Origin of the sequence: Pseudomonas sp. Mn2068 (assembly GCF_049319725.1) — a bacterium.
Taxonomy (GTDB): Bacteria; Pseudomonadota; Gammaproteobacteria; order Pseudomonadales; family Pseudomonadaceae; genus Aquipseudomonas; species Aquipseudomonas gingeri.
On the sequence record NZ_JBMOUG010000010.1, the window covers coordinates 88,315 to 115,310 of the forward strand.

Annotated in this window: 24 protein-coding genes; 12 read left to right on the forward strand and 12 right to left on the reverse strand. The window is 63.4% G+C overall.

Annotation, left to right across the window (positions count from 1 at the left end):
* Nucleotides 1-21 precede the first annotated feature (21 nt).
* Together recF and gyrB are read left to right on the forward strand one after the other, a co-directional pair.
* Nucleotides 22-1,125, forward strand: coding sequence for a DNA replication/repair protein RecF (gene recF, locus ACL9RJ_RS21880; protein ID WP_017129281.1), 1,104 nt, complete (start codon nucleotides 22-24; stop codon nucleotides 1,123-1,125).
* Nucleotides 1,126-1,129: 4 nt separating this feature from the next.
* Complete coding sequence (gyrB, locus tag ACL9RJ_RS21885; RefSeq protein ID WP_177087360.1) at nucleotides 1,130-3,547, forward strand: DNA topoisomerase (ATP-hydrolyzing) subunit B; 2,418 nt, start codon at nucleotides 1,130-1,132, stop codon at nucleotides 3,545-3,547.
* A 97-nt stretch (nucleotides 3,548-3,644) separates the two neighbouring features.
* Here the strand turns inward: gyrB and ACL9RJ_RS21890 are convergent, their stop codons facing one another.
* Nucleotides 3,645-4,532: a LysR family transcriptional regulator gene (locus ACL9RJ_RS21890; RefSeq protein ID WP_017129279.1), complete on the reverse strand. Its 888-nt coding sequence runs from the start codon at nucleotides 4,530-4,532 to the stop codon at nucleotides 3,645-3,647.
* Nucleotides 4,533-4,667: 135 nt separating this feature from the next.
* Between ACL9RJ_RS21890 and ACL9RJ_RS21895 the strand changes: the two genes are divergently transcribed.
* Nucleotides 4,668-6,329, forward strand: a complete 1,662-nt coding sequence (locus ACL9RJ_RS21895; protein WP_177087362.1) for a GMC family oxidoreductase — start codon at nucleotides 4,668-4,670, stop codon at nucleotides 6,327-6,329.
* Nucleotides 6,330-6,429: 100 nt separating this feature from the next.
* A complete protein-coding gene (locus tag ACL9RJ_RS21900) occupies nucleotides 6,430-8,052 on the forward strand; it encodes an MFS transporter (RefSeq protein WP_017129276.1) in 1,623 nt (540 codons plus the stop codon).
* A 174-nt stretch (nucleotides 8,053-8,226) separates the two neighbouring features.
* On the opposite strand, the gene ACL9RJ_RS21905 is transcribed toward ACL9RJ_RS21900, so the two are convergent.
* The 4 genes from ACL9RJ_RS21905 to glyQ form a co-directional block, all read right to left on the reverse strand.
* The gene (locus ACL9RJ_RS21905; protein WP_017129275.1) at nucleotides 8,227-8,997 is read right to left on the reverse strand and encodes a lysophospholipid acyltransferase family protein; all 771 of its coding nucleotides are present in this window, start codon (nucleotides 8,995-8,997) and stop codon (nucleotides 8,227-8,229) included.
* 83 nt (nucleotides 8,998-9,080) lie between these two features.
* Nucleotides 9,081-9,614: a D-glycero-beta-D-manno-heptose 1,7-bisphosphate 7-phosphatase gene (gmhB, locus tag ACL9RJ_RS21910; protein WP_017129274.1), complete on the reverse strand. Its 534-nt coding sequence runs from the start codon at nucleotides 9,612-9,614 to the stop codon at nucleotides 9,081-9,083.
* A gap of 9 nt (nucleotides 9,615-9,623) precedes the next feature.
* Nucleotides 9,624-11,678 (reverse strand): glycine--tRNA ligase subunit beta, encoded by a 2,055-nt coding sequence (gene glyS / locus ACL9RJ_RS21915; RefSeq protein ID WP_017129273.1) that lies wholly within the window; start codon nucleotides 11,676-11,678, stop codon nucleotides 9,624-9,626.
* Nucleotides 11,675-12,628, reverse strand: a complete 954-nt coding sequence (gene glyQ, locus ACL9RJ_RS21920) for a glycine--tRNA ligase subunit alpha (RefSeq protein ID WP_042937010.1) — start codon at nucleotides 12,626-12,628, stop codon at nucleotides 11,675-11,677. Before glyQ ends, glyS begins: the two co-directional genes overlap by 4 nt.
* 82 nt (nucleotides 12,629-12,710) lie before the next feature.
* On the opposite strand from glyQ, the gene ACL9RJ_RS21925 reads away from it, so the two are divergent.
* The 3 genes from ACL9RJ_RS21925 to ACL9RJ_RS21935 all read left to right on the forward strand — a co-directional run bounded on the left by ACL9RJ_RS21925 (nucleotide 12,711) and on the right by ACL9RJ_RS21935 (nucleotide 14,517).
* Entirely contained in the window at nucleotides 12,711-13,274 is a 564-nt protein-coding gene (locus ACL9RJ_RS21925; RefSeq protein ID WP_042937008.1) for a DNA-3-methyladenine glycosylase I, read from the forward strand.
* A 33-nt stretch (nucleotides 13,275-13,307) separates the two neighbouring features.
* Nucleotides 13,308-14,195: a lysophospholipid acyltransferase gene (locus tag ACL9RJ_RS21930; protein ID WP_017129270.1), complete on the forward strand. Its 888-nt coding sequence runs from the start codon at nucleotides 13,308-13,310 to the stop codon at nucleotides 14,193-14,195.
* 76 nt (nucleotides 14,196-14,271) lie between these two features.
* Nucleotides 14,272-14,517 carry a PilZ domain-containing protein gene (locus tag ACL9RJ_RS21935; RefSeq protein ID WP_017129269.1) on the forward strand — a complete coding sequence of 82 codons (246 nt, stop codon included), beginning with the start codon at nucleotides 14,272-14,274 and terminating at the stop codon, nucleotides 14,515-14,517.
* Here ACL9RJ_RS21935 and ACL9RJ_RS21940 read toward each other — a convergent pair.
* Genes ACL9RJ_RS21940 through def form a run of 5 tightly spaced genes read right to left on the reverse strand, consistent with a single transcriptional unit; the run spans nucleotide 14,504 to nucleotide 19,053 of the window.
* Complete coding sequence (locus ACL9RJ_RS21940; protein WP_177107175.1) at nucleotides 14,504-14,827, reverse strand: tetratricopeptide repeat protein; 324 nt, start codon at nucleotides 14,825-14,827, stop codon at nucleotides 14,504-14,506. The genes ACL9RJ_RS21935 and ACL9RJ_RS21940 overlap by 14 nt on opposite strands.
* Nucleotides 14,828-14,839: 12 nt before the next feature.
* Entirely contained in the window at nucleotides 14,840-16,213 is a 1,374-nt protein-coding gene (gene trkA / locus ACL9RJ_RS21945; RefSeq protein WP_017129267.1) for a Trk system potassium transporter TrkA, read from the reverse strand.
* 22 nt (nucleotides 16,214-16,235) lie between these two features.
* Nucleotides 16,236-17,546 (reverse strand): 16S rRNA (cytosine(967)-C(5))-methyltransferase RsmB, encoded by a 1,311-nt coding sequence (gene rsmB / locus ACL9RJ_RS21950; protein ID WP_017129266.1) that lies wholly within the window; start codon nucleotides 17,544-17,546, stop codon nucleotides 16,236-16,238.
* On the reverse strand, nucleotides 17,543-18,487 hold the full coding sequence (gene fmt, locus ACL9RJ_RS21955) for a methionyl-tRNA formyltransferase (protein WP_177146603.1): 945 nt from the start codon (nucleotides 18,485-18,487) through the stop codon (nucleotides 17,543-17,545). The genes rsmB and fmt overlap by 4 nt, the downstream gene beginning before the upstream one ends.
* A gap of 59 nt (nucleotides 18,488-18,546) precedes the next feature.
* Complete coding sequence (gene def, locus ACL9RJ_RS21960; RefSeq protein WP_017129264.1) at nucleotides 18,547-19,053, reverse strand: peptide deformylase; 507 nt, start codon at nucleotides 19,051-19,053, stop codon at nucleotides 18,547-18,549.
* 153 nt (nucleotides 19,054-19,206) lie between these two features.
* Here def and ACL9RJ_RS21965 point away from each other — a divergent pair, with 153 nt between their 5' ends.
* The 3 genes from ACL9RJ_RS21965 to ACL9RJ_RS21975 all read left to right on the forward strand — a co-directional run bounded on the left by ACL9RJ_RS21965 (nucleotide 19,207) and on the right by ACL9RJ_RS21975 (nucleotide 22,126).
* Nucleotides 19,207-20,229: a LysM peptidoglycan-binding domain-containing protein gene (locus tag ACL9RJ_RS21965; RefSeq protein WP_177087371.1), complete on the forward strand. Its 1,023-nt coding sequence runs from the start codon at nucleotides 19,207-19,209 to the stop codon at nucleotides 20,227-20,229.
* Nucleotides 20,230-20,419: 190 nt separating this feature from the next.
* A complete protein-coding gene (dprA, locus tag ACL9RJ_RS21970; protein ID WP_422765674.1) occupies nucleotides 20,420-21,520 on the forward strand; it encodes a DNA-processing protein DprA in 1,101 nt (366 codons plus the stop codon).
* A gap of 48 nt (nucleotides 21,521-21,568) precedes the next feature.
* A complete protein-coding gene (locus ACL9RJ_RS21975) occupies nucleotides 21,569-22,126 on the forward strand; it encodes an L-threonylcarbamoyladenylate synthase (protein WP_042937003.1) in 558 nt (185 codons plus the stop codon).
* A 158-nt stretch (nucleotides 22,127-22,284) separates the two neighbouring features.
* Here ACL9RJ_RS21975 and ACL9RJ_RS21980 read toward each other — a convergent pair whose 3' ends face one another.
* Complete coding sequence (locus tag ACL9RJ_RS21980; RefSeq protein WP_017129260.1) at nucleotides 22,285-23,262, reverse strand: NADPH:quinone reductase; 978 nt, start codon at nucleotides 23,260-23,262, stop codon at nucleotides 22,285-22,287.
* A gap of 171 nt (nucleotides 23,263-23,433) precedes the next feature.
* On the opposite strand from ACL9RJ_RS21980, the gene hemF reads away from it, so the two are divergent.
* Together hemF and aroE are read left to right on the forward strand one after the other, a co-directional pair.
* On the forward strand, nucleotides 23,434-24,354 hold the full coding sequence (hemF, locus tag ACL9RJ_RS21985) for an oxygen-dependent coproporphyrinogen oxidase (protein WP_017129259.1): 921 nt from the start codon (nucleotides 23,434-23,436) through the stop codon (nucleotides 24,352-24,354).
* On the forward strand, nucleotides 24,354-25,175 hold the full coding sequence (gene aroE, locus ACL9RJ_RS21990) for a shikimate dehydrogenase (protein ID WP_017129258.1): 822 nt from the start codon (nucleotides 24,354-24,356) through the stop codon (nucleotides 25,173-25,175). Before hemF ends, aroE begins: the two co-directional genes overlap by 1 nt.
* A gap of 87 nt (nucleotides 25,176-25,262) precedes the next feature.
* Here aroE and ACL9RJ_RS21995 read toward each other — a convergent pair whose 3' ends face one another.
* Nucleotides 25,263-26,831, reverse strand: coding sequence for a SulP family inorganic anion transporter (locus ACL9RJ_RS21995; protein WP_422765675.1), 1,569 nt, complete (start codon nucleotides 26,829-26,831; stop codon nucleotides 25,263-25,265).
* Between the last annotated feature and the right edge of the window lie 165 nt (nucleotides 26,832-26,996).

Sequence of the window (26,996 nt, forward strand, 5' to 3'; positions counted from 1 at the left end):
TCCATGTCCAGCACACGCTAGATGTCCCTCAGTCGTGTTTCGGTCACCGCGGTGCGCAACCTGCACCCGGTGACCTTCTCTCCCTCCCCGCGTATCAATATCCTTTACGGCGCCAACGGCAGCGGAAAAACCAGCGTGCTGGAAGCCATCCACTTGCTGGGGCTTGCCCGTTCGTTCCGTAGTACCCGCCTGTTGCCGGTGATCCAGTACGAGCAACTCGCCTGCACGGTATTTGGCCAGGTCGAGCTGGCCGAGGGTGGACACAGCGCGTTGGGGATATCCCGTGATCGCCAGGGTGAATTCCAGATCCGCATCGACGGCCAGAACGCCAAGAGCGCGGCGCAGCTGGCGGAGATCCTGCCGCTGCAACTGATCAACCCGGACAGCTTTCGCCTGCTGGAAGGCGCGCCGAAGATTCGTCGACAGTTCCTCGACTGGGGAGTGTTCCACGTGGAACCACGATTCATGTCGACCTGGCAGCGCCTGCAGAAGGCCCTGCGGCAGCGGAACTCATGGCTGCGGCATGGTACACTTGACGCCGCTTCGCAAGCGGCCTGGGACCGGGAATTGTGCCTGGCCAGCGCCGAAATCGATGAATACCGCCGCGCTTATATCAAAGCCTTGAAACCAGTCTTTGAGCAGACCTTGAGCGAGCTAGTCGAACTCGAGGGCTTAACGCTTAGCTATTACCGTGGTTGGGACAAGGACAAAGAGCTGAGTGCAGTGCTCGCCTCGTCCCTGCATCGGGACCAGCAAATGGGTCATACCCAGGCCGGACCACAACGAGCTGATTTGCGCCTCCGATTGGGTGCACACAATGCCGCGGACATCCTGTCGCGGGGTCAGCAGAAATTGGTGGTCTGTGCATTGCGTATCGCTCAGGGGCACCTGGTCAGTCAGGCCCGGCGCGGCCAATGTATTTATCTGGTGGATGACTTGCCGTCCGAGCTGGACGAGCAACACCGTCGCGCACTGTGTCGCTTGCTTGAAGACTTACGCTGCCAGGTCTTTATCACCTGTGTAGACCACGAATTATTGAGGGAAGGCTGGCAGACGGAAACGCCAGTCGCTTTGTTCCACGTGGAACAAGGCTGTATCACCCAGACCCACGACCATCGGGAGTGAAGGCATGAGCGAAGAAAATACGTACGACTCGACCAGCATCAAAGTGCTGAAAGGTTTGGATGCCGTACGCAAACGTCCCGGTATGTACATTGGCGACACCGATGATGGCAGCGGTCTGCACCACATGGTGTTCGAGGTGGTCGATAACTCCATCGACGAAGCACTGGCCGGTCATTGCGACGACATCAGCATCATCATCCACCCGGATGAGTCGATCACCGTACGCGACAACGGTCGCGGTATTCCGGTCGACGTGCACAAGGAAGAAGGCGTTTCCGCGGCCGAGGTCATCATGACCGTGCTGCACGCCGGCGGTAAGTTCGACGACAACTCCTACAAGGTATCCGGCGGCCTGCACGGCGTGGGTGTGTCGGTGGTGAACGCGCTGTCCGAACTGCTGGTGCTGACCGTACGTCGCAGCGGCAAGATCTGGGAACAGACCTACGTCCACGGTGTGCCTCAGGAACCGATGAAAATCGTCGGCGAGAGCGAAACCACCGGTACCCAGATTCACTTCAAGGCTTCCGGCGAAACCTTCAAGAACATCCATTTCAGCTGGGACATCCTGGCCAAGCGGATTCGCGAACTGTCCTTCCTCAACTCCGGTGTCGGCATCGTCCTCAAGGACGAGCGCAGCGGCAAGGAAGAGTTGTTCAAGTACGAAGGCGGCCTGCGTGCGTTCGTTGAATACCTGAACACCAACAAGACTGCGGTCAACCAGGTGTTCCACTTCAATATCCAGCGTGAAGACGGCATCGGCGTGGAAATCGCCCTGCAGTGGAACGACAGCTTCAACGAGAACCTGTTGTGCTTCACCAACAACATCCCGCAGCGCGACGGCGGTACTCACCTGGTGGGTTTCCGTTCCGCACTGACTCGTAACCTGAACAACTACATCGAACAGGAAGGTCTGGCGAAGAAGCACAAGGTCGCCACCACCGGTGACGATGCCCGTGAAGGCCTGACCGCGATCATTTCGGTGAAAGTGCCGGATCCGAAGTTCAGCTCCCAGACCAAGGACAAGCTGGTTTCTTCCGAAGTGAAGACCGCGGTCGAACAGGAAATGGGCAAGTACTTCTCCGACTTCCTGCTGGAAAACCCGAACGAAGCCAAGCTGGTGGTCGGCAAGATGATCGATGCCGCCCGTGCCCGTGAAGCGGCACGTAAAGCCCGCGAGATGACCCGCCGCAAAGGTGCGCTGGATATCGCCGGCCTGCCGGGCAAACTGGCCGACTGCCAGGAAAAGGACCCTGCCCTTTCCGAACTGTATCTGGTGGAAGGTGACTCTGCTGGCGGTTCCGCCAAGCAGGGTCGCAACCGTCGTACCCAGGCGATCCTGCCGTTGAAGGGCAAGATCCTCAACGTCGAGAAAGCCCGTTTCGACAAGATGATCTCGTCCCAGGAAGTGGGCACGCTGATCACCGCACTGGGCTGCGGTATCGGGCGCGAAGAGTACAACATCGAGAAGCTGCGTTATCACAACATCATCATCATGACCGATGCTGATGTCGACGGTTCGCACATCCGTACCCTGCTGCTGACCTTCTTCTTCCGCCAGTTGCCGGAGCTGATCGAGCGTGGCTACATCTACATCGCCCAGCCACCGTTGTACAAGGTGAAGAAAGGCAAGCAGGAGCAGTACATCAAGGACGACGACGCCATGGAAGAGTACATGACGCAGTCGGCCCTGGAAGATGCGAGCCTGCACCTGAACGAAGATGCCCCGGGGATTTCCGGCGAGGCGCTGGAGCGCCTGGTGAACGACTTCCGCATGGTGATGAAGACCCTCAAGCGCCTGTCGCGCCTGTACCCGCAGGAACTGACCGAGCACTTCATCTACCTGCCGGCGGTGAGCCTGGAGCAGTTGGGCGATCACGCGGCGATGCAGGAATGGCTGGCCAAGTATGAAGTCCGCCTGCGCCTGAACGAGAAGTCCGGCCTGGTCTACAAGGCCAGCCTGCGTGAAGACCGTGAACGTAATGTCTGGCTGCCGGAAGTCGAACTGATTTCCCACGGCCTGTCGAACTACGTCACCTTCAACCGCGACTTCTTCGGCAGCAACGACTACAAGACCGTGGTGACCCTGGGCGCGCAACTGAGCACCCTGCTCGACGAAGGCGCCTACATCCAGCGTGGTGAACGCAAGAAAGCCGTGACCGAGTTCAAGGAAGCCCTGGACTGGCTGATGGCTGAAAGCACCAAGCGCCACACGATCCAGCGCTATAAAGGGCTGGGTGAAATGAACCCGGATCAGCTCTGGGAAACCACCATGGATCCGGCGGTCCGTCGCATGCTGAAAGTGACGATCGAAGACGCCATCGGCGCCGACCAGATCTTCAACACCCTGATGGGCGACGCGGTAGAACCCCGCCGCGACTTCATCGAAAGCAACGCGTTGGCGGTGTCCAACCTGGACTTCTGATCAGGTAGCCTGGCTGCAAGAGAAACTCCCCGGTCCCGACGGTCCGGGGAGTTTTTTATTGGCTGTTGAATAACCCCCTGCCCTGTGGCCCGGGACTTTAATTGGCCAACAGGACATCCTGCTCTTTCGCGCACAACGCCAACAAGAAATCCCAAACCACCCTCAGCCGCACCGATTTGTGCAGTTCCCTGCGGGTGCTCATCCAGTAACTGCGCTGGATCGTCTCCTGGGGCAGTATGCGCACCAGTTCAGGATCGTCCTTGGCCATGTAGTTGGGCAGCACCGCGATGCCCAGGCCGGCCCGTGCGGCGATCTGCTGGGCAATCACGCTGGTGCTGCGGAAGGTCACGTTCGGCGAGCGGCAGAAGTCGTCGAGAAACAGCAGCTCCTGGCTGAACAGCAGGTCGTCGACATAGCCGATCCACTGGTGTTGCGAGAGGTCGTCGCGATTCGCCAGGCGCGGTGCCCGGGCCAGGTACGCCGGGCTGGCATAGAGGGCCAGGCGATAGTCGGTGAGCTTGCGGGTGATCAGCATATCGGCGTGGGGCCGGTCGAGGTGGATGCTGATCTCGGCTTCGCGGTTGAGGATGCTGACGAAGCGTGGCACCGCCACCAGTTCGACTTCCAGTCCGGGGTAACGCTCGAACAGGCCGCCCATGCGCGAAGTGAGAAACATGATGCCGATGCCTTCGGTCACGCCCAGGCGAATCTTGCCCAGCGGCGCGATGGCCTGGGTGATTTCCTCCTGGGCCAGCAACGCGACGTTCTCCATGGCCTCGGCGTGCTTGAGCAAAGCCTGGCCCGAAGGCGTCAGTTCATAACCCTGGGCGTGCTGGACGAACAACGCGGTGCCCAGGCTCTGCTCGATGGTTTCGATATGCCGGGCGACGGTGCTGTGGGTGGTATTCAGCCGTTTTGCCGCGGTCAGCAAACGTCCGCTACGCTGTAGTTCGAGGAAAAATCGCAGGTCGTTCCAGTCAAACATAGGGCTCCTTGTGAATCGTCGGGTTCACTTGCCTTGCTTGAAAACGCACAGCACTTGCGCAAAAACGAACGTTTTCATCTCGAAATTAATCAATAACATGAGCTGATACAAGAACAATAAACGGCGAGGTCGCTGATGCCATCTGCCCATTTGCCTTACGACTATGTGATCGTCGGTGCCGGACCCGCTGGCTGCGTGCTGGCCAACCGGCTGTCCGCCGACCCGCAGAACAATGTGCTGCTGCTCGAAGCTGGCGGCCAGGATAACTACCCGTGGATTCATATCCCGGTCGGCTACCTGTTCTGCATCGGCAATCCACGCACCGACTGGTGCTTCAAGACCGAGTCCCAGCCTGGCCTGCAAGGTCGCAGCCTGAGCTACCCACGGGGCAAGGTGCTCGGTGGCAGCTCGTCCATCAACGGCATGATCTATATGCGCGGCCAGGCCGGCGACTATGATCGCTGGGCCGAACAAGGCAATCCGGGCTGGGCCTGGAAAGATGTGCTGCCGCTGTTCAAGCACAGCGAAAACCACTTCGGCGGTGCCGGCGAATTCCACAGCGACCAGGGCGAATGGCGGGTGGAACAGCAACGCTATTCCTGGCCGATCCTCGACGCCTTCCGTGACGCTGCCGCTGAAAACGGCATTGCCAGCGTCAGCGATTTCAACGCCGGGGATAACCAGGGCTGTGGATATTTCCAGGTCAACCAGCGTTCCGGCGTGCGCTGGAATTCAGCCAAGGCGTTTCTGCGACCGGTGCTCAAGCGCCCCAACCTGACCATCCTGACGGGCGTGCAGGTCGACCGGGTCAGCCTGGAAAATGGTCGGGCGACGGCGGTCCTGGCACGGTGGCAAGGTGAGGAACACTTGTTCCCGGCCCGCCGGGAAATCATTCTCTGTGCCGGCTCGGTCGGATCTCCGGGGATCCTGCAACGCTCCGGCATCGGTCCGCGGCCGCTGCTGGAAAACCTCGGGATTGGCGTACGCCACGAACTGCCGGGCGTAGGCGGCAACCTGCAGGACCACCTGCAACTGCGGCTGATCTACAAGCTCAGCAATGCCCGCACCCTCAACCAGGTGGCCAACAGCCTGTGGGGCAAGGCCGGCATGGGCCTGCGTTATCTTTATGACCGCAGTGGCCCGCTGGCGATGGCGCCGAGCCAGCTGGGAGCCTTCGTGAAATCGAACCCGGAGCAACCTTCGGCCAACCTGCAATATCACGTGCAGCCATTGTCGCTGGAGCGTTTCGGCGAGCCGCTGCACCGCTTCCCGGCCTTCACCGCCTCGGTCTGCAATCTGCGTCCGCTGAGTCGCGGCCGCATCGATATCCGCTCGGCCAACCCGGACGACGCACCGCTGATCGATCCCAACTACCTCAGCGATCCCGAAGACCTGAAGGTCGCCGCCGAAGCCATTCGCCTGACCCGGCGCATTGTCGACTCCCCTGCCCTGCGCGTGTTCAAGCCCGAGGAGTACCTGCCCGGCGCGTCCCTGCAAAGTGAAGAACAACTCTACGAGGCCGCCGCGAAGATCGGCACCACCATCTTCCACCCCGTCGGCACCTGCCGCATGGGTAACGGTCCGCAGGACGTCGTCGACTCCCGGTTGAGGGTGCATGGCGTACCCGGATTGCGCGTGGCGGATGCCTCGATCATGCCGCAGATCACCTCCGGCAATACCTGCTCGCCGACGGTGATGATCGCTGAAAAAGCCGCGCAGATGATTCTGCAAAGTCGCCAGGCGACAGATGAAGGAGGATTGGGCATCACCCGTGAAACCGCACTACCGACCGCCTGAACGGGGCGATCGGGATCAGGATTCCGGTGGCAGTCAGCCGGAATTCACAGTGGAACAACAACAATAATCACTGTGGCCCACAAGGCCGAGGACATAACGCATGTCGGACTATATCGAGCAACAGTCAACGCCGGTGGCTGCCAGCACGGGCAAGGAAGAACGAAAGATCATTTTTGCGTCATCCCTCGGGACCGTTTTCGAGTGGTATGACTTTTTTCTCTATGGCGCCCTGGCGGCGGTGATCAGCAAGCAGTTCTTTGCCGGGGTCAACGACACCACCGCGTTTATCTTCGCCCTGATGGCCTTTGCCGCCGGCTTCCTGGTGCGACCGTTCGGCGCGCTGGTGTTCGGTCGGCTGGGAGACATGATCGGGCGCAAATACACCTTCCTCATGACCATCATCCTGATGGGGCTGTCGACCTTCGCCGTCGGCCTGTTGCCCACCTACACCACCATCGGCATCGCCGCACCGATCATCCTGGTGCTGTTGCGCATGCTCCAGGGCCTGGCGCTGGGCGGTGAATACGGCGGTGCCGCGACCTATGTGGCCGAGCACGCGCCGGCCGGCAAGCGCGGTTTCCACACCGGCTGGATCCAGTCCACCGCGACCCTCGGCCTGCTCCTGTCGTTGCTGGTGGTCCTGGCCAGCCGCTACATCAGTGGCGATCAGTTCGAAGTCTGGGGCTGGCGCCTGCCGTTCCTGCTGTCGATCTTCCTGCTGGCGATCTCCACCTGGATCCGCCTGAGCATGCACGAGTCGCCGGCCTTCGTGAAAATGAAGGCCCAGGGCAAGGTCAGCAAATCGCCGATCCGCGAGTCCTTCGGTTCCTGGCCGAACCTGAAGATCGTCCTGACCGCGCTGTTCAGCATCAACGCCGGGCAGGCGGTGACCTTCTACACCGCCCAGTTCTACGTGATGTTCTTCATGACGCAGATGCTCAAGATGGACCCGACCCAGGCCAACACGCTGCTGATTATCAGCGTGGTGATCGGCGCACCGTTCTTCGTGCTGTTCGGCTGGCTCTCGGACAAGGTCGGGCGCAAGCCGATCCTGATGCTCGGCCTGCTGCTGGCGACAGTCTGCTACTTCCCGCTGTTCAAGGCGCTGAGTCACTACGCCAACCCGCAGGTGGATGCCGCCAGCCGGCAGGCGCCCATCGTCGTGATGGCCGACCCGGCCGGTTGCACCTTCCAGTTCGATCCCGTGGGCAAGGCCCGTTTCGACAGCCCCTGCGACAAGGTCAAGACCTTCCTGGTCAAACAGGGCCTGCCGTATGACTCCCAGGCCGCGGCGCCGGGTTCGACGGTGACGGTTGCGGTGGGCGAGCAGAAGATCAACGGCTTCGACGAAGCGGCCATGCGCGCGGCCATCACCCAGGCCGGCTACCCGGCCAAGGCTGACGCCGGGTCGGTGAACGAACCGATGGTGGTCCTGCTGATCGTGCTGCTGATCCTGATCGCCACCATGACCTATGGCCCGCTGGCGGCGGTGATGGTCGAATTGTTCCCGACCCGGATCCGCTATACCTCGATGTCGCTGCCCTACCATATCGGCAACGGCTGGTTCGGCGGATTCCTGCCCACCGTCTCGTTTGCGCTGGTGGTCTACACCGGGAATATCTTCTACGGGCTCTGGTATCCGGTGCTGGTAACCGGGATCAGCCTGGTGGTCGGGCTGTTCTGTCTGAAAGAAACCCGGGATGTGGATATCGATAAGGTCTGAGGTTTTCGCAGGCATGAAAAAACCGGCATTAACGCCGGTTTTTTTATCGCCGAGAAAAACTTATGCACGATTTTTGTTGAAAAGTCATACCGAGAAATAAGTATTTAAATCAGCTAGTTACGACATTTTTTCGGAAGAAATCCAAATCTTGTGCACAAGTTATCCACAAAACCGTCAGGCCGCGCTCGGCGTTTCCGCCACCGTGTGTGGCGGTAATGAACCCATCTCGCGCTGGGTGTTCTCGTTCCAGGCCTGGACCCGGTCGTTCAACTCGGCAATGGCCCGTGGGCCGCTGCCTTCGGCGAACATCGGGGCACCGATCACCACGGTGATGGTGCCGGACTTTTTCGCCCAGCCGGTCTTCGGCCAGAACTTGCCGGCATTGTGGGCAATCGGCAGCACCGGCAGCTCGGCGTTGACCGCCAGCGCCGTACCGCCGCGGGAAAACTTGCCGACAGTACCGAAGGGCACGCGGGTGCCTTCCGGGAAGATCAGCACCCAGACGTTGTCCTTGAGCAGTTCATCGCCCTTCTTCGCCACGTGCTTGAGCGCCGCCTTCGGGTTGTCGCGGTCAATGGCGATCGGCCGCAGCATAGCCATGGCCCAGCCGAAGAACGGCACATAGAGCAGTTCACGCTTGAGCACCTGGCTCAACGGCGAGAAATAGGCCGACAGGAAGAAGGTCTCCCAGGTGCTCTGGTGATTCGACAGGATCACGCAAGGGCGCTCGGGCACATTCTCGGCACCCTTGATCTCGACCGTGATGCCCAGGAATACTTTGGTCAGCCACAGGGCGCAGCGGCACCAGTACACGTTGATGAAGCGATAACGTGCCTTGAACGGCAGGAACGGGGCGATAAAAAAGCTCAGGGAGCACCACAGCAGCGAACTGGTGCCCAGCAGCAGGTAAAAGAAAAAGGTTCTGATGGCCTGCAGGATCGACATAGCGGCATTTACCGTTGCGGGCACTGCCCGCCTGTTAATAAGTGCACCCCCGAACAGTCCTTGGTCAGGAAGTCAGAGAAGCGCTAATTGTGGATAAGTTCAGCGGCAACCGCCGCCAGATCGTCAAAAATCAAAGTGCCCACCGGCAGGGTTTTCCCCAGTGTCTTCTCGCCTTTACCGGTTTTAACCAAAACTGGCTGACAATCGACGGCGCTGGCGGCTTCCAAGTCACCCAGGCTGTCTCCGACAAACCATAGCCTAGACAGATCGACGCCGTAATGCGCGGCGATGGTCCTGAGCATGCCCGGCTTGGGCTTGCGGCAATCGCAGCCCTCGTCCGGACCATGGGGACAGTACACCACCAGGCCGAGCTCGCCACCCTGTTGCGCCACCAACGAACGCAGGCGCTCGTGCATGGCGTCCAGGGTCGCGAGATCGTAGTAACCGCGAGCGATGCCGGACTGGTTGGTAGCGACGGCTACCGTCCAGCCGGCCCGGCTCAACTGCGCGATGGCCTCGATCGAGCCGGGGAGTGGAATCCACTCCTCCAGCGACTTGATGTAAGCGTCGGAGTCGTGATTGATCACTCCGTCCCGATCGAGAATCAGCAGCTTCAAGACCTGTCCTCAGCCCAGCAGCGAAATGTCGGCGACGCCGAGGAACAGGCCCCGCAGGCGTGCCAGCAGCGCGTAGCGGTTGGCCCGCACATTGGCGTCGTCGGCATTGACCATCACCGCTTCGAAGAACGCGTCCACCGGCTCGCGCAAGGCGGCCAGGCGGGCCAGCGATTCGTTGTACTGGCGCGCCGCGGCCATCGGCTGGACAGCCTGGTCCGCTTGCTGGATCGCCGAGTACAGCGAGAACTCGTTGGCGTTGTCGAAGTACTTCGCCTCGACGGTCGTCGGGATGTTGCCTTCGGCCTTGCTCAGCAGGTTCGATACGCGCTTGTTCACGGCGGCCAGGGCCGCGGCTTCCGGCAACTGGCGGAATTTCTGCACCGCTTGCACGCGCTGGTCGAAGTCCAGGGCCGAACCCGGCTTCAGGGCACGCACCGACAGGTAGGTCGCGACATCCACGCCTTCGTCTTCGTAACGGGCACGCAGGCGGTCGAAGATGAATTCCAGCACCAGTTCCGAGAGGCCGGCGGCCTTGACCTTGGCACCGAAAGCGCTGACCGCGAAGGCCACGGTTTCGATCAGGTCGAGGTCGAGCTTCTTGTCGATCAGGATCCGCAGCACGCCCAGGGCGGCACGGCGCAGGGCATAGGGGTCCTTGCTACCGGTCGGCAGCATGCCGATACCGAAGATGCCCACCAGGGTGTCGAGCTTGTCGGCGATCGCCACGGCCGCACCGGTCAGGGTGGTCGGCAGTTCGGCACCGGCACCGCGCGGCATGTACTGCTCGTTCAGGGCCAGGGCGACGTCTTCCGGCTCGCCGTCATTGAGGGCGTAGTAGTAACCGGCGATACCTTGCATCTCCGGGAACTCGCCGACCATCTCGGTCGCCAGGTCGCACTTGGACAGCAGGCCGGCACGGGCCGCGCGCTGGGCGTCGCCGCCGATCCGTGGGGCGATGAAGGCGGCCAGTTTCGAGACGCGCTCGGCCTTGTCGTAGACGCTGCCCAGCTTCTCCTGGAACACCACGTTCTGCAGGCGCAGGTTGAAGTCGGCGAGCTTCTGCTTCTTGTCCTGCTTGAAGAAGAACTCGGCGTCGGTCAGGCGCGGGCGTACGACTTTCTCGTTGCCGGCGATGATCTGCTGCGGGTCCTTGCTCTCGATGTTGGCGACCGTGATGAAACGCGGCAGCAACTTGCCATCGACGTCCAGCAGGCAGAAGTACTTCTGGTTGTCCTGCATGGTGGTGATCAGGGCTTCCTGGGGCACGTCGAGGAAACGCTCTTCGAACGAGCACACCAGCGGCACCGGCCATTCGACCAGGGCGGTGACTTCGTCCAGCAGGGCCGGCGGCACGATGGCGGTGCCTTCCTGCAGGGTCGCCAGCTCCGCGGTACGCTTGCTGATCAGCTCGCGACGCTCGTTGGCGTCGGCCAGCACGTAGGCGCCGCGCAGGTCGTCGAGGTAGCTGGCCGGCGAACCGATACGCACGCTTTGCGGATGATGGAAACGGTGGCCACGGGAATCGCGACCGGCCTTCTGGGCGAGGATGGTGCAGTCGATGACCTGGTCACCGAGCAGCATCACCAGCCATTGGGTCGGACGGACGAACTCTTCCTTGCGCGCGGCCCAGCGCATGCGCTTGGGAATCGGCAGGTCGTTCAGCGAGTCTTCGACGATGGTCGGCAGCAGGCTGGCGGTCGGCTTGCCGGGGATGTTCTGGCTGTAGCGCAGCTTCGGCCCGCTCTGGTCGATTTCGCTCAGCTCGACGCCGCACTTCTTGGCGAAGCCCAGGGCGGCCTGGGTCGGGTTGCCTTCGGCATCGAAGGCGGCCTGGCGTGGCGGGCCGTCGAGGTTGATGCTGCGGTCCGGTTGCTGGGTCTGCAACTGGGTCAGCAAGACGGCCAGGCGCCGTGGCGCGGCGTAGACCTGCTTGGCTTCGAAGCTCAGGCCGGCGCTCTGCAGGCCTTTTTCGATCCCGGCGAGGAACGCCTCGGCGAGGGTATTGAGGGCCTTGGGTGGCAGTTCTTCAGTGCCCAGTTCTACCAGAAAATCTTGCGCACTCATTGTGCCGCCTCCAACTTAGCCAACACTTCATCACGCAGGTCCGGGGTTGCCATCGGGAAGCCCAGCTTGGCGCGTGCCAGCAGGTAGGCTTGGGCGACGGAACGCGCCAGGGTGCGCACACGCAGGATGTACTGCTGGCGGGCGGTCACCGAGATGGCCCGGCGCGCGTCCAGCAGGTTGAAGGTGTGCGAGGCCTTGAGGACCATTTCATAGCTCGGCAACGGCAGCGGCTGATCCAGTTCGATCAGGCGCTTGGCTTCGCTTTCATAGAAATCGAACAGTTCGAACAGCTTCTCGACGTTGGCGTGTTCGAAGTTGTAGGTCGATTGCTCCACTTCGTTCTGGTGGAACACATCGCCATAGGTCACCTTGCCGAACGGACCGTCGGCCCAGACCAGGTCGTAGACCGAATCGACGCCCTGCAGGTACATCGCCAGACGTTCGAGGCCGTAGGTGATTTCGCCGGTGACCGGGTAGCACTCGATGCCGCCCGCCTGCTGGAAGTAGGTGAACTGGGTGACTTCCATGCCGTTGAGCCAGACTTCCCAGCCCAGGCCCCAGGCGCCGAGGGTCGGCGATTCCCAGTTGTCTTCGACGAAACGGATGTCGTGCACCAGCGGGTCGAGGCCGACGCGCTTGAGGGAGCCCAGGTACAGTTCCTGGAAGTTTTCCGGGTTCGGCTTCAGGACCACCTGGAACTGGTAGTAGTGCTGCAGGCGGTTCGGGTTTTCGCCGTAGCGGCCGTCAGTCGGGCGGCGGCTGGGTTGTACGTAGGCGGCGTTCCAGGTTTCCGGGCCGATGGCACGCAGGAACGTGGCGGTATGAAAAGTGCCGGCGCCTACTTCCATATCGTAGGGCTGAAGTACCACACAACCTTGCTCAGCCCAGTATTGCTGGAGGGCGAGGATCAAGTCTTGGAAGGTACGCACGGCTGGCGTAGGCTGGCTCACGAAATTCACCTGTTACTTGGGCTGCGATTTAAAAGGCGGGAGTATACCCGATTCGGTCGCGCCTCCACCCCCTTGGAGCCTTATGCCACGCTGCTTTTGGTGCAACGACGAGCCTTTGTACATGGACTATCACGATCAGGAGTGGGGCGTACCGCTGCGCGACGAGCAGCGATTGTTCGAGTTGCTTTTGCTCGAAGGGTTCCAGGCCGGGCTTTCGTGGATCACGATCCTGAGAAAACGCGAGCACTATCGCAAGGTCCTGTTCGGCTTCGACGTGCGCGAAATCGCGCAAATGAGCGACGACTACATCGAGACCCTGATGCTCGATCCGGGCATCGTGCGCAACCGCCTGAAGCTCAACGCGGCCCGGCGCAACGCCCGGGCCTGGTTGCAGACGAAGGACCCGGTGGCCCTGCTCTGGTCGTTTGTCGGCGGCCTGCCGCGGATTCACCACTTCAAGGATCGCAGCGAGGTCCCGGCCGTCACGCCCGAGGCCGAAGCCATGAGCAAGGCCCTGAAGAAGCTCGGCTTCAGCTTTGTCGGCCCGACCATCTGCTACGCCTTCATGCAGGCCTCGGGGATGGTCATGGACCACACCACCGATTGTCATAGCTATGCCGCGCTGGCCGTGCCACGGCTACAATAGCCGGCTGACGAGTGAGCACACCGGGAGTGACCTGTGGAAAAGTTTAAAGGCGCCATGCTGGTGGGGGCGTTGCGGTTGTTCGCGATGCTGCCCTGGCGTGCCGTGCAGCGTGTCGGCGCGGCCATCGGCTGGCTGATGTGGAAGCTGCCCAACCGTTCCCGCGAAGTGGTGCGGATCAATCTGGCGAAGTGTTTCCCCGAGCTCGACCCGGTGGCCCGCGAGCAACTGGTCGGACAGAGCCTCAAGGACATCGGCAAGTCCCTGACCGAAAGCGCCTGTGCCTGGATCTGGCCGGCCCAGCGTTCCATCGACCTGGTGCGCGAAGTCGAGGGCCTCGACGTACTCAGGGACGCCCTGGCCTCGGGCAAGGGCGTGGTCGGCATCACCAGCCACCTGGGCAACTGGGAAGTGCTCAATCACTTCTACTGCAACCAGTGCAAACCGATCATTTTCTACCGCCCGCCCAAGCTCAAGGCGGTCGATGAACTGCTGCGCAAACAGCGGGTGCAACTGGGCAACCGGGTGGCGGCCTCGACCAAGGAAGGCATCCTCAGCGTCATCAAGGAAGTGCGCAAAGGTGGTGCGGTGGGCATCCCCGCCGACCCGGAACCGGCCGAATCCGCCGGGATCTTCGTGCCTTTCCTGGGCACCATGGCCCTGACCAGCAAGTTCGTGCCGAACATGCTCGCCGGCGGCAAGGCGGTCGGAGTATTCCTGCATGCGCTGCGCCTGCCCGACGGTTCGGGTTTCAAGGTGATTCTCGAAGCGGCTCCAGAAGCCATGTACAGCGCCGATACAGAGACTTCGGCGGCGGCCATGAGCCAGGTCGTCGAGCGTTATGTGCGGGCCTATCCGAGCCAGTACATGTGGAGCATGAAGCGCTTCAAGAAGCGTCCGGCGGGCGAACAACGCTGGTACTGAAACACCTCATTGGCATGATCTGTGGATAAAATCGCCAGTGATTTATCCACAGCGGCTTTATCCAAGGGCGCAATAGATGTCCGATAACAAGAATTACCTGCGTATCAAGATCCAGCACCCGAGCATTGGCGAATGCCTGGGGCAGACGCGCAATCTTTCCAGCAAGGGTGTGTACGTGCAGCACCCGGGCCTGTCGCGCCTGCCGACCGGGACGGTGGTCTATGGCCAGGTGCAGGACTTGCCGGTGGCCGCGCCGCGTATTCGCATGGAAGTGATCCGGGTCGACGCCGAGGGCATCGGCCTGCGCTTCATCGATCTTTGAGCGCGGCCTTTTCCAGCTTTTTCAGGAACACCGTCATTTCCTTTTCCGCCTGCTTGTCGCCATGGGCGCGGGCGGCGTCCAGTCCCTGTTCCCAAGCCTGTTTCGCTGCGTCGGTGTCGCCGGCGGCCTGATGGGCCTTGCCCAGCAGTTTCCAGGCGGCGGAGTATTTCGGATCGAAGGTCACGCAGCGTTGCAGGTGCTCGGCGGCCCTGGCGTTGTCGCCAAGATCCAGGTAACCCTTGCCCAGGCCGAAGCGCAGCAACGAGTTATCCACACCCTTGGCGAGCATTTTTTCCAGTGATTCGAGCATCGGTGCCTCCCTTCAGAAAAAACTCAGGCCGACGTGGAACAGCTTTTCCACATCGCGGATATGTTTCTTGTCCACAAGGAACAGGATCACGTGGTCGCCGGCCTGGATCACCGTATCGTCATGGGCGATCAGCACTTCTTCGTCGCGGATGATCGCCCCGATGGTGGTTCCGGGCGGCAGCGCGATATCTTCGATGGCCCGGCCGATCACTTTGCTCGACTTCGCGTCGCCATGGGCAATCGCCTCGATGGCTTCCGCCGCGCCCCGGCGCAACGAGTGCACGCTGACGATATCGCCCCGCCGTACGTGGGCGAGCAAGGTGCCGATGGTCGCCAGTTGCGGGCTGATGGCGATGTCGATATCGCCGCCCTGGATCAGGTCGACATAGGCCGGGTTGTTGATGATGGTCATCACCTTCTTCGCCCCCATGCGCTTGGCCAGCAGCGACGACATGATATTGGCCTCGTCGTCGTTGGTCAGGGCCAGGAACAGGTCGGCGTCGTTGATGTTCTCTTCCATCAGCAGGTCGCGGTCCGAAGCGCTGCCCTGCAGGACCACCGTGCTGTCGAGAGTATCGGACAGATGACGGCAGCGTGCCGCGTTCATCTCGATGATCTTCACCTGGTAGCGGCTTTCGATCGCTTCGGCCAGGCGCTCGCCGATCTGCCCGCCGCCAGCGATGACGATGCGCTTGTAGCTCTCGTCGAGCCGGCGCATTTCGCTCATCACCGCACGGATATGCGCCTTGGCGGCGATGAAGAACACCTCGTCATCGGCTTCGATCACCGTATCGCCCTTGGGCATGATCGGCCGGTCGCGACGGAAGATCGCCGCCACGCGGGTGTCGACATTCGGCATGTGCGCGCGCAACTGGCGCAGTTGCTGGCCCACCAGCGGCCCGCCGTAGTAGGCCTTGACCGCCACCAGTTGGGCCTTGCCCTCGGCGAAGTCGATCACCTGCAAGGCGCCGGGGTATTCGATCAGGCGCTTGATGTAATGGGTGACCACCTGTTCGGGGCTGATCAGTACGTCCACCGGGATCGCGTCGTTGTCGAACAGGCCGGCGCGGGTCAGGTAGGCGGCCTCGCGCACCCGGGCGATCTTGGTCGGGGTATGGAACAGGGTGTGGGCGACCTGGCAGGCGACCATATTGGTCTCGTCGCTGTTGGTCACCGCCACCAGCATGTCGGCGTCATCCGCGCCGGCCTGGCGCAGGATCGTCGGGAACGAGGCACGGCCCTGGACGGTACGGATATCCAGGCGGTCGCCGAGGTCGCGCAGGCGCTCGCCGTCAGTGTCGACCACGGTGATGTCGTTGGCTTCGCTGGCCAGGTGCTCGGCCAGGGTGCCGCCGACCTGTCCCGCGCCGAGAATGATGATTTTCATCGGATGACTCCGTTCAACCCGGTTAGCCGCGCGCGGCAGCGATCTTGATCAGTTTGGCGTAGTAGAAACCATCGTGGCCGCCTTCCTGGGCCAGCAGTTGGCGACCGTGGGGCTGCCTGATGCCGAACGGACCGGCGATATCCAGCTCGCGGGCCCCGGAGGTGCGGGCCAGGAACGCTGCGATCACCTCGGTGTTTTCCGTCGGCAAGGTCGAGCAGGTGGCATAGAGCAGGATGCCGCCGACGTCGAGGGTCGTCCACATCGCGTCCAGCAGTTCGCCTTGCAGGGCGGCCAGGGCGGCGATGTCGTCGGGTTGGCGGGTCAGCTTGATATCCGGATGGCGACGGATCACCCCGGTGGCCGAGCAGGGCGCATCCAGGAGGATCCGCTGGAACGGCTTGCCATCCCACCAGGTCGCGGTGTCCCGGCCATCGGCGGCGATCAGCTCGGCGGCCAGGCCCAGGCGCTCGAGGTTCTCGCGCACCCGTACCAGGCGCTTGGCCTCCAGGTCGACGGCGACCACACCGGCCAGTCGCGGCTCGGCTTCGAGGATATGACAGGTCTTGCCGCCAGGAGCACAGCAGGCATCCAGCACCCGTTGGCCGGGGGCCAGGTCCAGCAGGTCGGCGGCCAGTTGCGCGGCTTCGTCCTGGACACTGATCCAGCCTTCGGCAAAACCCGGTAGGTTGCGCACGTCGCAGGCTTCGTCGAGGACGATGCCGTCGCGGCTGTAGTCGCAAGGCCGGGCGGCGACCGCGGCATCGGCCAGCAGCTTGAGGTAGGCATCGCGGCTGTGGTGACGGCGGTTGACCCGCAGGATCATCGGCGGGTGGGCGTTGTTCGCCGCGCAGATGGCTTCCCACTGCTCGGGCCAGAAGGCCTTCAGGGATTTCTGCAGCCAGCGCGGGTGGGCGGTACGCACCACCGGGTCGTGTTCCAGCTCGGCCAGCAGCGCTTCGCTCTCCCTTTGCGCGCGACGCAGTACGGCGTTGAGCAGGGCCTTGGCCCAGGGCTTCTTCAGTTTTTCCGCGCAGCCGACGGTTTCGCCAATGGCGGCGTGGGCCGGGATGCGGGTGTAGAGCAACTGGTAGAGACCGACCAGCAGCAGCGCCTCGACATCGGCGTCAGCAGCCTTGAAGGGTTTCTGCAGCAGCTTCAGCGCCAGCGCCGACAGCCGAGGCTGCCAGCGGGCGGTGCCGAACGCCAGGTCCTGGGTCAGGCCACGGTCGCGGGCCTCGACCTTGTCCAGTTGCAGCGGCAACGAACTGTTGAGCGAGGCCTTGCCGTTGAGCACGGCGGTCAGGGCCTTGGCGGCGGCCAGACGCGGATTCATTGGCCGAACACCGTGCCGAGGGCGAATTTCTCGCGGCGGCTGTTGAACAGGTCGCTGAAGTTCAGGGCCTTGCCGCCGGGCAGTTGCAGGCGGGTCAGGCACAGGGCGGCGGCACCCGTGGCGACGATCAGGCCGTCCTTGCTGGCGGCGAGGATTTCACCCGGCCGGCCCTGGCCTTCGGCGACGCTGGCGGCGAGGACCTTCACCGCTTCGCCGTTGAGGCTGCTGTGGCACACCGGCCAGGGATTGAAGGCGCGAACGAGTCGTTCCAGCTCGACCGCCGGACGGCTCCAGTCGATGCGCGCCTCGTCCTTGTTCAGCTTGTGGGCGTAGGTGGCCAGGCTGTCGTCCTGGACTTCACCGTCCAGGGTTCCGGCGGCCAGGCCGGCGATGGCTTGCAGGACCGCCGGCGGACCGAGTTCGGCCAGGCGATCATGCAGACTGCCACCGGTGTCTTCGGTGCCGATCGGGGTGACGGTCTTGAGCAGCATCGGCCCGGTGTCGAGTCCGGCTTCCATGCGCATCACGGTCACGCCGCTTTCGCGGTCGCCGGCTTCCACCGCGCGCTGGATCGGCGCGGCACCGCGCCAGCGCGGCAGCAGCGAGGCGTGGCTGTTGATGCAACCCAGGCGCGGGATATCCAGCACCACCTGCGGCAGGATCAGGCCATAGGCGACCACCACCATCAGGTCCGGCTCAAGTGCCGCCAGTTCGGCCTGGGCGTCGGCGTTGCGCAGGGTCGGCGGCTGCAGCACGGCGATGCCGTGTTCCAGGGCAAGTTGCTTGACCGGGCTCGGCATCAGCTTCTGCCCGCGCCCGGCCGGACGGTCCGGCTGGGTGTAGACCGCGACGATCTCGTAAGGGCTGTCGAGCAGGGCCTTGAGGTGTTCGGCGGCGAACTCGGGGGTGCCGGCAAAGACGATGCGCAATGGCTCAGTCATAGATAAAGCTCGCTTGAAAAAGAAAAGGCTTGCCGCAGCAAGCCTTTGGGATGAAGGGATCAGGCGTTCTGGCGGTGTTTCTTTTCCAGCTTCTTCTTGATCCGGTCGCGCTTGAGCGTGGACAGGTAATCGACGAACAGCTTGCCGTTGAGGTGATCGCATTCATGCTGGATGCACACCGCCAGCAGGCCATCGGCCTCCAGCTCGAACGGCTTGCCGTCGCGGTCCAGGGCCTTGATCCGTACGCGTGTCGGGCGTTCGACGTTCTCGTAGAACTCCGGCACCGACAGGCAGCCTTCCTGGTACTCGCCCATTTCGTCGGTCAGCGGTTCGAACTCGGGGTTGATGAACACCCGTGGCTCGCTGCGATCTTCGCTCAGGTCCATGACCACGATACGTTGATGCACGTTGACCTGGGTGGCCGCCAGGCCGATGCCCGGGGCTTCATACATTGTTTCAAACATGTCATCGATCAGTTGCCGCACCTTGTCGTCCACCACGGCCACGGGCTTGGCGATGGTGCGCAGGCGCGCGTCTGGAAATTCGAGGATGTTTAAAATGGCCATAGGCGTAATTGCTGCACATGTGAGGTAAAGTCAGAGACGGCTGCCGAATATCCCGGCGGGATTCGGCTACCGTTGTAAAACGTTCTCCCTGGGAGCGAGCCGCCGGGGGCTCTGGCGTTTCACGCGAAGGCACATAATAAAGGGATTCACTGCATGAGGAAAACACTACTCGCCCTGCTGCTGGCCTTTACCGGTGTCGTGCAGGCGCAAGTGCAACTCAAGGACGGTTATCCACAGCGCTATACCGTGGTGCGTGGCGACACACTCTGGGACATTTCCGGGAAATTTCTCCGCGAACCCTGGAAGTGGCCGGAAATCTGGCACGCCAACCCACAGATCGCCAATCCGGACCTGATCTACCCGGGCGACATCCTGACGCTGCAGTTCGTCGACGGCCAGCCGCGGCTGGTGGTCGAGCGCGGCGCTTCGCGCGGCACCATCAAGCTGTCGCCGCAGGTGCGCAGTTCGCCGGTGGCGGACGCGATCCCCAGCATTCCACTGGAAAAGATCAACGCGTTCCTGCTGAGCAACCGCATCGTCGACAGCCCCGAGGACTTCAAGAAAGCCCCGTATATCCTCGCCGGCAGCAACGAGCGGGTGCTCAGCGGCATGGGCGACCGGATCTATGCCCGTGGCGCGTTCGACCCGACGCATTCGGTGTATGGCCTGTTCCGCCAGGGCAAGGTCTACACGGACCCGCAGACCAAGGAGTTCCTCGGCATCAACGCCGACGACGTCGGCACGGGCGAACTGCTGGCGACCGAGGGCGATGTCGGCACCCTGACGCTGCGCCGCACCACCGAGGAAGTGCGTCTCGGCGACCGGCTGTTCGTCAGCGAGGAACGGCCGATCACCTCGACCTTCATGCCCAGCGCTCCCCAGGCGCAGATCAGCGGCGTGATCATAGATGTGCCACGGGGTGTTACACAGATCGGGGTCATGGACGTGGTCACGATCGACAAGGGCCGCCGCGATGGACTGGCCGAAGGCAATGTTCTCGCGGTGTACAAGACCGGCGAGACGGTTCGCGACCGCGTCACCGGGCAGCCGGTGAAGATTCCCGACGAGCGTTCGGGCCTGCTGATGGTGTTCCGCACCTACGAAAAGCTCAGCTATGGTTTGGTACTCAATGCCACGCGGTCGCTGGCAGTGCTGGACAAGGTGCGCAATCCGTAATGCCTGTCTGTGGGAGCTGGCTTGCCAGCGATGACTGTGGTGAATCTTGCATCGCTATCGCTGACAAGCCAGCTCCTACAGGTGTCTTCAGCTTGGGCGGATTTCGTTAGCAGGCTAAACAGGTTACTCACAGAGTTATCCACAGCTTGTTCCTGCCGGATCACGACCGCCACGGATCAAGGATGATCGAATGTCGCTGTCTGTGAGTCCCTCCCTGTCGCCGGCGGAACTGGAAGCCCGCCTGCGCCTGCATCGCCTTCCGGATATCGGTCCGAGGCGCTTTCGCACGCTGATCGAAACCTTTGGCTCGGCCTCTTCCGCCCTGAGCGCGCCCGCCGCCGCCTGGCGTTCGCTGGGGTTGCCCACGAGCAGTGCCGAGGCCCGCCGCAGCCCTGCCGTGCGCGACGGCGCCAGCGCTGCATTGGGCTGGCTAGAGCGCTCGAACCAGCATCTGCTGATGTGGGACCAGGCTGATTATCCGGCCTTGCTCGCCGAGGTGGACGATGCCCCGCCGCTGCTGTTCGTGGCCGGCGACCCGACGATCATGGACAAGCCGCAACTGGCGCTGGTCGGCAGTCGGCGTGCCTCGAAGCCGGGCATGGACACTGCCACGGCGTTCTCCCGCAGCCTCGCCGGAGCCGGTTTTGTCATCACCAGCGGCCTTGCCCTGGGTATCGACGGCGCTGTCCATCAGGCCGCGCTGGATGTCGGCGGGCTGACCATCGGCGTGCTCGGCACCGGCCTCGGGAATTTTTATCCACAGCGCCACCGGACGCTGGCGCAGGCCATGATCGAGCGCGGCAGTGCGGTGGTTTCCGAGTTCCCCCTGGATACCCCGCCGCATCCGGGCAACTTCCCCCGGCGCAACCGGATCATCAGCGGCTTGTCCCTTGGCGTGCTGGTGGTGGAGGCCAGTGTCGCCAGCGGCTCGCTGATCACCGCCCGGCTCGCGGCGGAACAGGGCCGCGAGGTCTACGCGATTCCCGGATCCATCCACCATCCCGGTGCGCGGGGCTGTCACCAGCTGATCCGCGATGGCGCGGTGCTGGTGGAGACGGTCGACGATATCCTGCAGAACCTGCGCGGTTGGCAGCGGGTTGCCGCCAGCACGCCGTCCGCCGCCTCCGATCACCCGCTGCTGGCCTTGCTGCACGCGGCGCCGCACACCAGCGAAGGCCTGGCGCTGGCCTGTGGCTGGAACCTGTCGCGGGTGCTGGCGAGCCTGACCGAGCTGGAACTGGAAGGCCGGGTTGCCAATGAAGGCGGACGCTGGTTAGCTCGCATGAGGTAGCCGTACCTGAGTAAACTGCGAGCAGCGTTGAATCCGGAGAAACGAGCAATGGTCAAGAGTTGGCGTGTGCAAGAAGCCGCACGAGAAGTTCGCGCAGGAGCGGTGATTGCCTATCCAACCGAGGCGGTCTGGGGCCTGGGCTGCGATCCCTGGAACGAAGAGGCGGTAGATCGGCTGCTGGCGATCAAGAATCGCTCGGTGGACAAGGGCCTGATCCTGGTCGCCGACAATATCCGGCAGTTCGATTTCCTGTTCGAAGACTTTCCGGAAACCTGGCTCGATCGCATGGCCAGCACCTGGCCGGGGCCCAATACCTGGCTGGTGCCGCATCAGGATCTGTTGCCGGAATGGGTGACCGGCCAGCACGACACCGTGGCACTGCGGGTGAGTGATCATCCGTTGGTACGCGACCTGTGTTCGCTGGTGGGGCCGCTGATTTCCACTTCCGCCAACCCGCAAGGGCGCCCTGCGGCGAAGACCCGTCTGCGAGTGGAGCAGTATTTCCGCGGCCAGCTCGACCTGGTGCTGGGTGGCCGCCTCGGCGGGCGCAAGAACCCGAGCCTGATCCGTGACCTGGCGACCGGCAAGGTGGTGCGCCCGGCCTGAGTCCGATATGAGCGTCTTTGCGCAGATGCGCTGATCGTTCCCACGCTCTGCGTGGGAATGCAGCCCGTGACGCTCTGCGTCACAAAGAACGGACGCAGAGCGCCCCAAGAGGCGTTCCCACGCGGAGCGTGGGAACGATCGGTGCGGGTGCCTCGCTCCTAAGGCAACAGCACCGTCGAGCCAGTGGTCCGCCGCGCCGACAGCTCGGTCTGCGCCTTGGCCGCCTCGGCCAGGCTGTAGCGTGCGCCGATCTCGATCTTCAACTGCCCGCCGATAATCAGCCCGAACAACTCATCGGCCATGGCCTGCAGTTGCCGCGGGTTGCTGGCGTAGGTGCCCAGGGTCGGCCGGGTCACGTACAGCGAGCCCTTGGCCGCGAGGATACCCAGGTTGACGCCGTCCACCGCCCCGGAGGCGTTGCCGAAGCTCACCAGCAGGCCCCGTGGCGCCAGGCTGTCGAGGGACGTCAGCCAGGTGTCCTTGCCGACCCCGTCATAGACCACCGGGACCTTCTTGCCGTCCGTCAGCTCCAGCACCCGCTTCGCCACGTCTTCATGGCTGTAGTCGATGGTCTCCCAGGCCCCGAGGGACTTGGCATAGGCCGCCTTCTGCGGCGAGCTCACGGTACCGATCAGCTTCGCCCCGATGGCCTTGGCCCACTGGCAGGCCAAGGCCCCGACCCCGCCGGCCGCGGCGTGGAACAGCACGGTTTCGCCGGCCTTGAGCTCATGGGTCTGGCGCAGCAGGTACTGCACCGTGAGGCCCTTGAGCATGACGGCCGCCGCCTGTTCGAAGCTGATCTGTTCGGGCAGTTTGACCAGGTGGGCCGCCGGCAACAGGTGGAAATCGCTGTAGGCGCCCAGCGGTCCGGTGCCATAGGCGACGCGGTCGCCGACCTTGAACCCGGTGACTTCGCTACCCACCGCGTCGACGATGCCCGCGCCCTCGCCACCCAACCCGGACGGCATGCTCGGCGGTGCATACAGGCCGCTGCGCCAGTAGGTGTCGATGAAATTCAGGCCGATGGCCTTGTTCTGTACCCGTACCTGCTGCGGACCCGGCTCGGCGGGGGTGTAGTCGACATATTCGAGGACTTCGGGGCCACCATGGGCACGGAACTGGATGCGTTTGGCCATCGATACTCTCCTTGGGCAGTTTTCATCTTGAGGCTGCGCGAAGGGTCTATCGGACTCCTTCGTTTGACCTTCGTCAACTGCGACGGTGGCGAGGGCAGTGTTATGCTACGCCCCCCCTTGCCGCCGGCCGCCCGACGTGCCGCGTAGCTTTGCCCGATTCAAGGTGATGCCATGACTACCCGCACCGAGGCCGTTAAAGCCTATTTGCTCGACCTGCAAGACCGTATCTGCGCTGCGCTGGAAGCCGAAGATGGCGGTTCGCGCTTCGTCGAGGATGCCTGGACGCGCCCCGCCGGCGGCGGTGGCCGGACCCGGGTGATCGAGAACGGCGAGGTCATCGAGAAAGGCGGGGTGAATTTCTCCCACGTCTTCGGCAGCGGCCTGCCGCCGTCCGCCAGTGCCCACCGGCCCGAGCTGGCCGGGCGCGGTTTCGAGGCGCTGGGGGTGTCCCTGGTGATTCACCCGCACAACCCCCATGTGCCGACGTCCCACGCCAATGTGCGGTTCTTCATCGCCGAAAAGGCCGGTGAAGAACCGGTCTGGTGGTTCGGTGGCGGCTTCGACCTGACGCCCTACTACGGCAACGAAGAGGACTGCGTGCACTGGCACCGCGTGGCCGAGCAGGCCTGCGCGCCATTCGGGGCGGATGTCTACCCGCGCTACAAGGCCTGGTGCGACAGCTATTTCCATATCAAGCACCGCAACGAGCCGCGAGGCATCGGCGGCCTGTTCTTCGACGACCTGAACGAGTGGGACTTCGACACCAGCTTCGCCTTCATGCGTGCCATCGGCGATGCCTATATCGAGGCGTACCTGCCCATCGTGCAGCGGCGCAAGGCGGCGGCCTGGACCGAACAGCAGCGCGAGTTCCAGGAGTTCCGCCGTGGCCGTTACGTGGAATTCAACCTGGTCTATGACCGCGGCACCCTGTTCGGCCTGCAATCGGGCGGGCGCACCGAATCGATCCTGATGTCGCTGCCGCCACAAGTGCGCTGGGGCTATGACTGGAAAGCCGTTCCGGGCAGCGAAGAGGCACGCCTGACCGACTACTTCCTGCAGGATCGCGACTGGTTGGCGCAGGGGGCTGCCTGATGGATCGTTATGTCGTCTTCGGCAACCCCATCGGCCACAGCAAGTCGCCGCTGATCCACCGTCTGTTCGCCGAACAGACCGCCCAGCAACTGGACTACAGCACCCTGCTGGCGCCGCTGGATGACTTTTCCGGCTGTGCCCGGGCGTTCTTCCAGGACGGTCGCGGCGCCAACGTCACGGTGCCGTTCAAGGAAGAGGCCTTTCGCCTGGCCGCCAGCCTGACGCCACGGGCGCAGCGCGCGGGAGCGGTGAATACCCTCAGCAAGCTGGCCGATGGCAGCCTGCTGGGCGACAACACCGACGGTGCCGGGCTGGTCCGCGACCTGACGGTGAATGCCGGCTTCAGCCTGCAGGGCAAGCGCATCCTGTTGCTGGGTGCCGGTGGCGCGGTGCGCGGGGTCCTGGAGCCGTTGCTGGCGCAGCAGCCCGCGTCCGTGATCATCGCCAACCGCACCGTCGAGAAAGCCGAGTTGCTGGCCGAACTGTTCGCCGACCTGGGGCCGGTGTCCGCCAGCGGCTTCGACTGGTTGCGCGAACCGGTCGACCTGATCATCAACGCCACCTCGGCCAGCCTGTCGGGCGATGTGCCGCCGATTGCGCCGAGCCTGATCGAGCCGGGCAAGACCTTCTGCTACGACATGATGTACAGCAAGGAGCCGACCGCGTTCTGCCGCTGGGCCAGCGCACAGGGCGCGGCCGTGGCGATGGATGGCCTGGGCATGCTGGCCGAGCAGGCGGCGGAAGCCTTCCTGCTGTGGCGTGGCGTGCGCCCGGACACGGCGCCGGTGCTGGCGGAGCTGCGGCGCCTGCTGGCCCTTTGAACCGAAACCGTTTGAACTGAAACCTGTGAGAGCGGGCTTGTCGGAACGCCGCTCCCACAGGATGAGTGTCTGGGGGGGCGAGTGTGTTCAGTCCTCGAAGCGGATCGGGCACTTATCCACACCCTCCAGCTTGACCAGTTCCTCGATCACCGGGGCCCGTGCCTTTCTCAGGGTCAGGCTGCGCCCGTCCCGCGCCAGGCGCCGGGCTTCCTGGTGCAGCATTTCCACCCCGGAATAGTCGATGAAGTTGATCTGCTGCGCCTCGATCACCACCCGCGGGCCATGCAGCCGTTGCAGGCGTACCTGCAGGTAATGGCTGGCGCCGAAGAAGATCGACCCGCCGACCCGCAGCACATCCTCGTCGCCATCGCGCCAATGCTGCACCCGGGGTTGCGAAGTGCGCTTGAGGTAGAAGAACAGCGACGCCAGCACCCCGGCATAGATCGCCGTCTGCAATTCCAGGAGCAAGGTCGCCACGCAGGTCAGGGCCATCACCGCGAACTCGGCATGACTGACCCGGAACAGCGCGCGGATCCCGCGATGATCCACCAGGCCCCAACTGATCAGCAAAATGCTGCCGGCCATGGCCGGAATCGGAATATGGGCGATCAGCGCCGAGCCGCACACCGCGAACAACGCCACCCATAACGCCGAGAACACCCCGGCCAGCGGCGAGCAGGCCCCGGCTTCGTAGCTCAGGGCGGCGCGGGTGAACGAGCCGGCGGACAGGTAGCCGGAAAACAGGCTGCCGACAATGTTCGACAGGCCCTGGGCGCGGACTTCCTGGTTGGCGTCGAGCAATTGCTGGGAGCGTGCGGACAGCGACCGGGCGATCGACAGGCTGGTCACCAGTCCGAGCATGCCCACGGCGACGGCACTGGGCAGCAGCCGCAGGACCGTCTCGATATCCAGCGGCAGCGGGCTGAACGGCGGCAGGCGCCCGGCGAAGCCCTTGACCAGCTGCACATGGCCGAACATCCCCGGCCACAACCAGACCAGCAGGCTGGCGAGGATCAGGGTGATCAGCAGGGTCGGCCAGCGCGGCAGCAGCGACTTGAGCCCGAGGCCGACCAGCAGCGTGCCGAGCCCGAGGGCCAGCGACGGGCGATCCAGCTCGCCGACATGCCGTACCAGCGCCAGCAGGCTGTTGAGGGCGGTGGCCTGGTTCGCCACGTCGATGCCCAGCAGGTTGGGCAACTGTCCCAGGGCGATGACCACGGCGGCACCCAGGGTGAAGCCGAGCACCACCGAATGGGAGACGAAGTTCACCAGGGCGCCGAAACGCAGCATGCCCAGGAGCCACTGGAAGATGCCGGCGATAAAGGTCAGCAGCAGGATCAGGGTGATGTAGTCCTGGCTGCCGGGCACCGCCAGTGGGCTGACACTGGCGAACAGGACAATGGAGATCGCGGCGGTGGGGCCGCAGATCAGGTGCCACGACGAGCCCCAGAGGCAAGCGATCAGCACCGGAATGATCGCCGCGTACAGCCCGTATTCCGGCGGCAGGCCGGCGATCAGGGCGTAGGCGACGGATTGTGGCAGCGCGAGAATGGCGCCGCTGAGCCCCACCACCAGGTCACGGCGGACGCTGGTGCGGGTTTGCCGGGGCAGCCAGCTGAGAAATGGCAGGATTTTGTGGCGGTTGGTCCAGCCCATGGGTCTCTCGGTTGGTTGAGTCGGCGTCAGGGTGAAGGGGATTTGTGACAACCGCGAGGGCGCCCGCGCGCCTGCAGAAGCCGGGCATTCCCGCGCAGCGGCCGTGGAGGCCGCTGAAAAGCTTCGCGGGCAAGCCCGCTCCCACATTGAGGCCTGCGGTGTGTC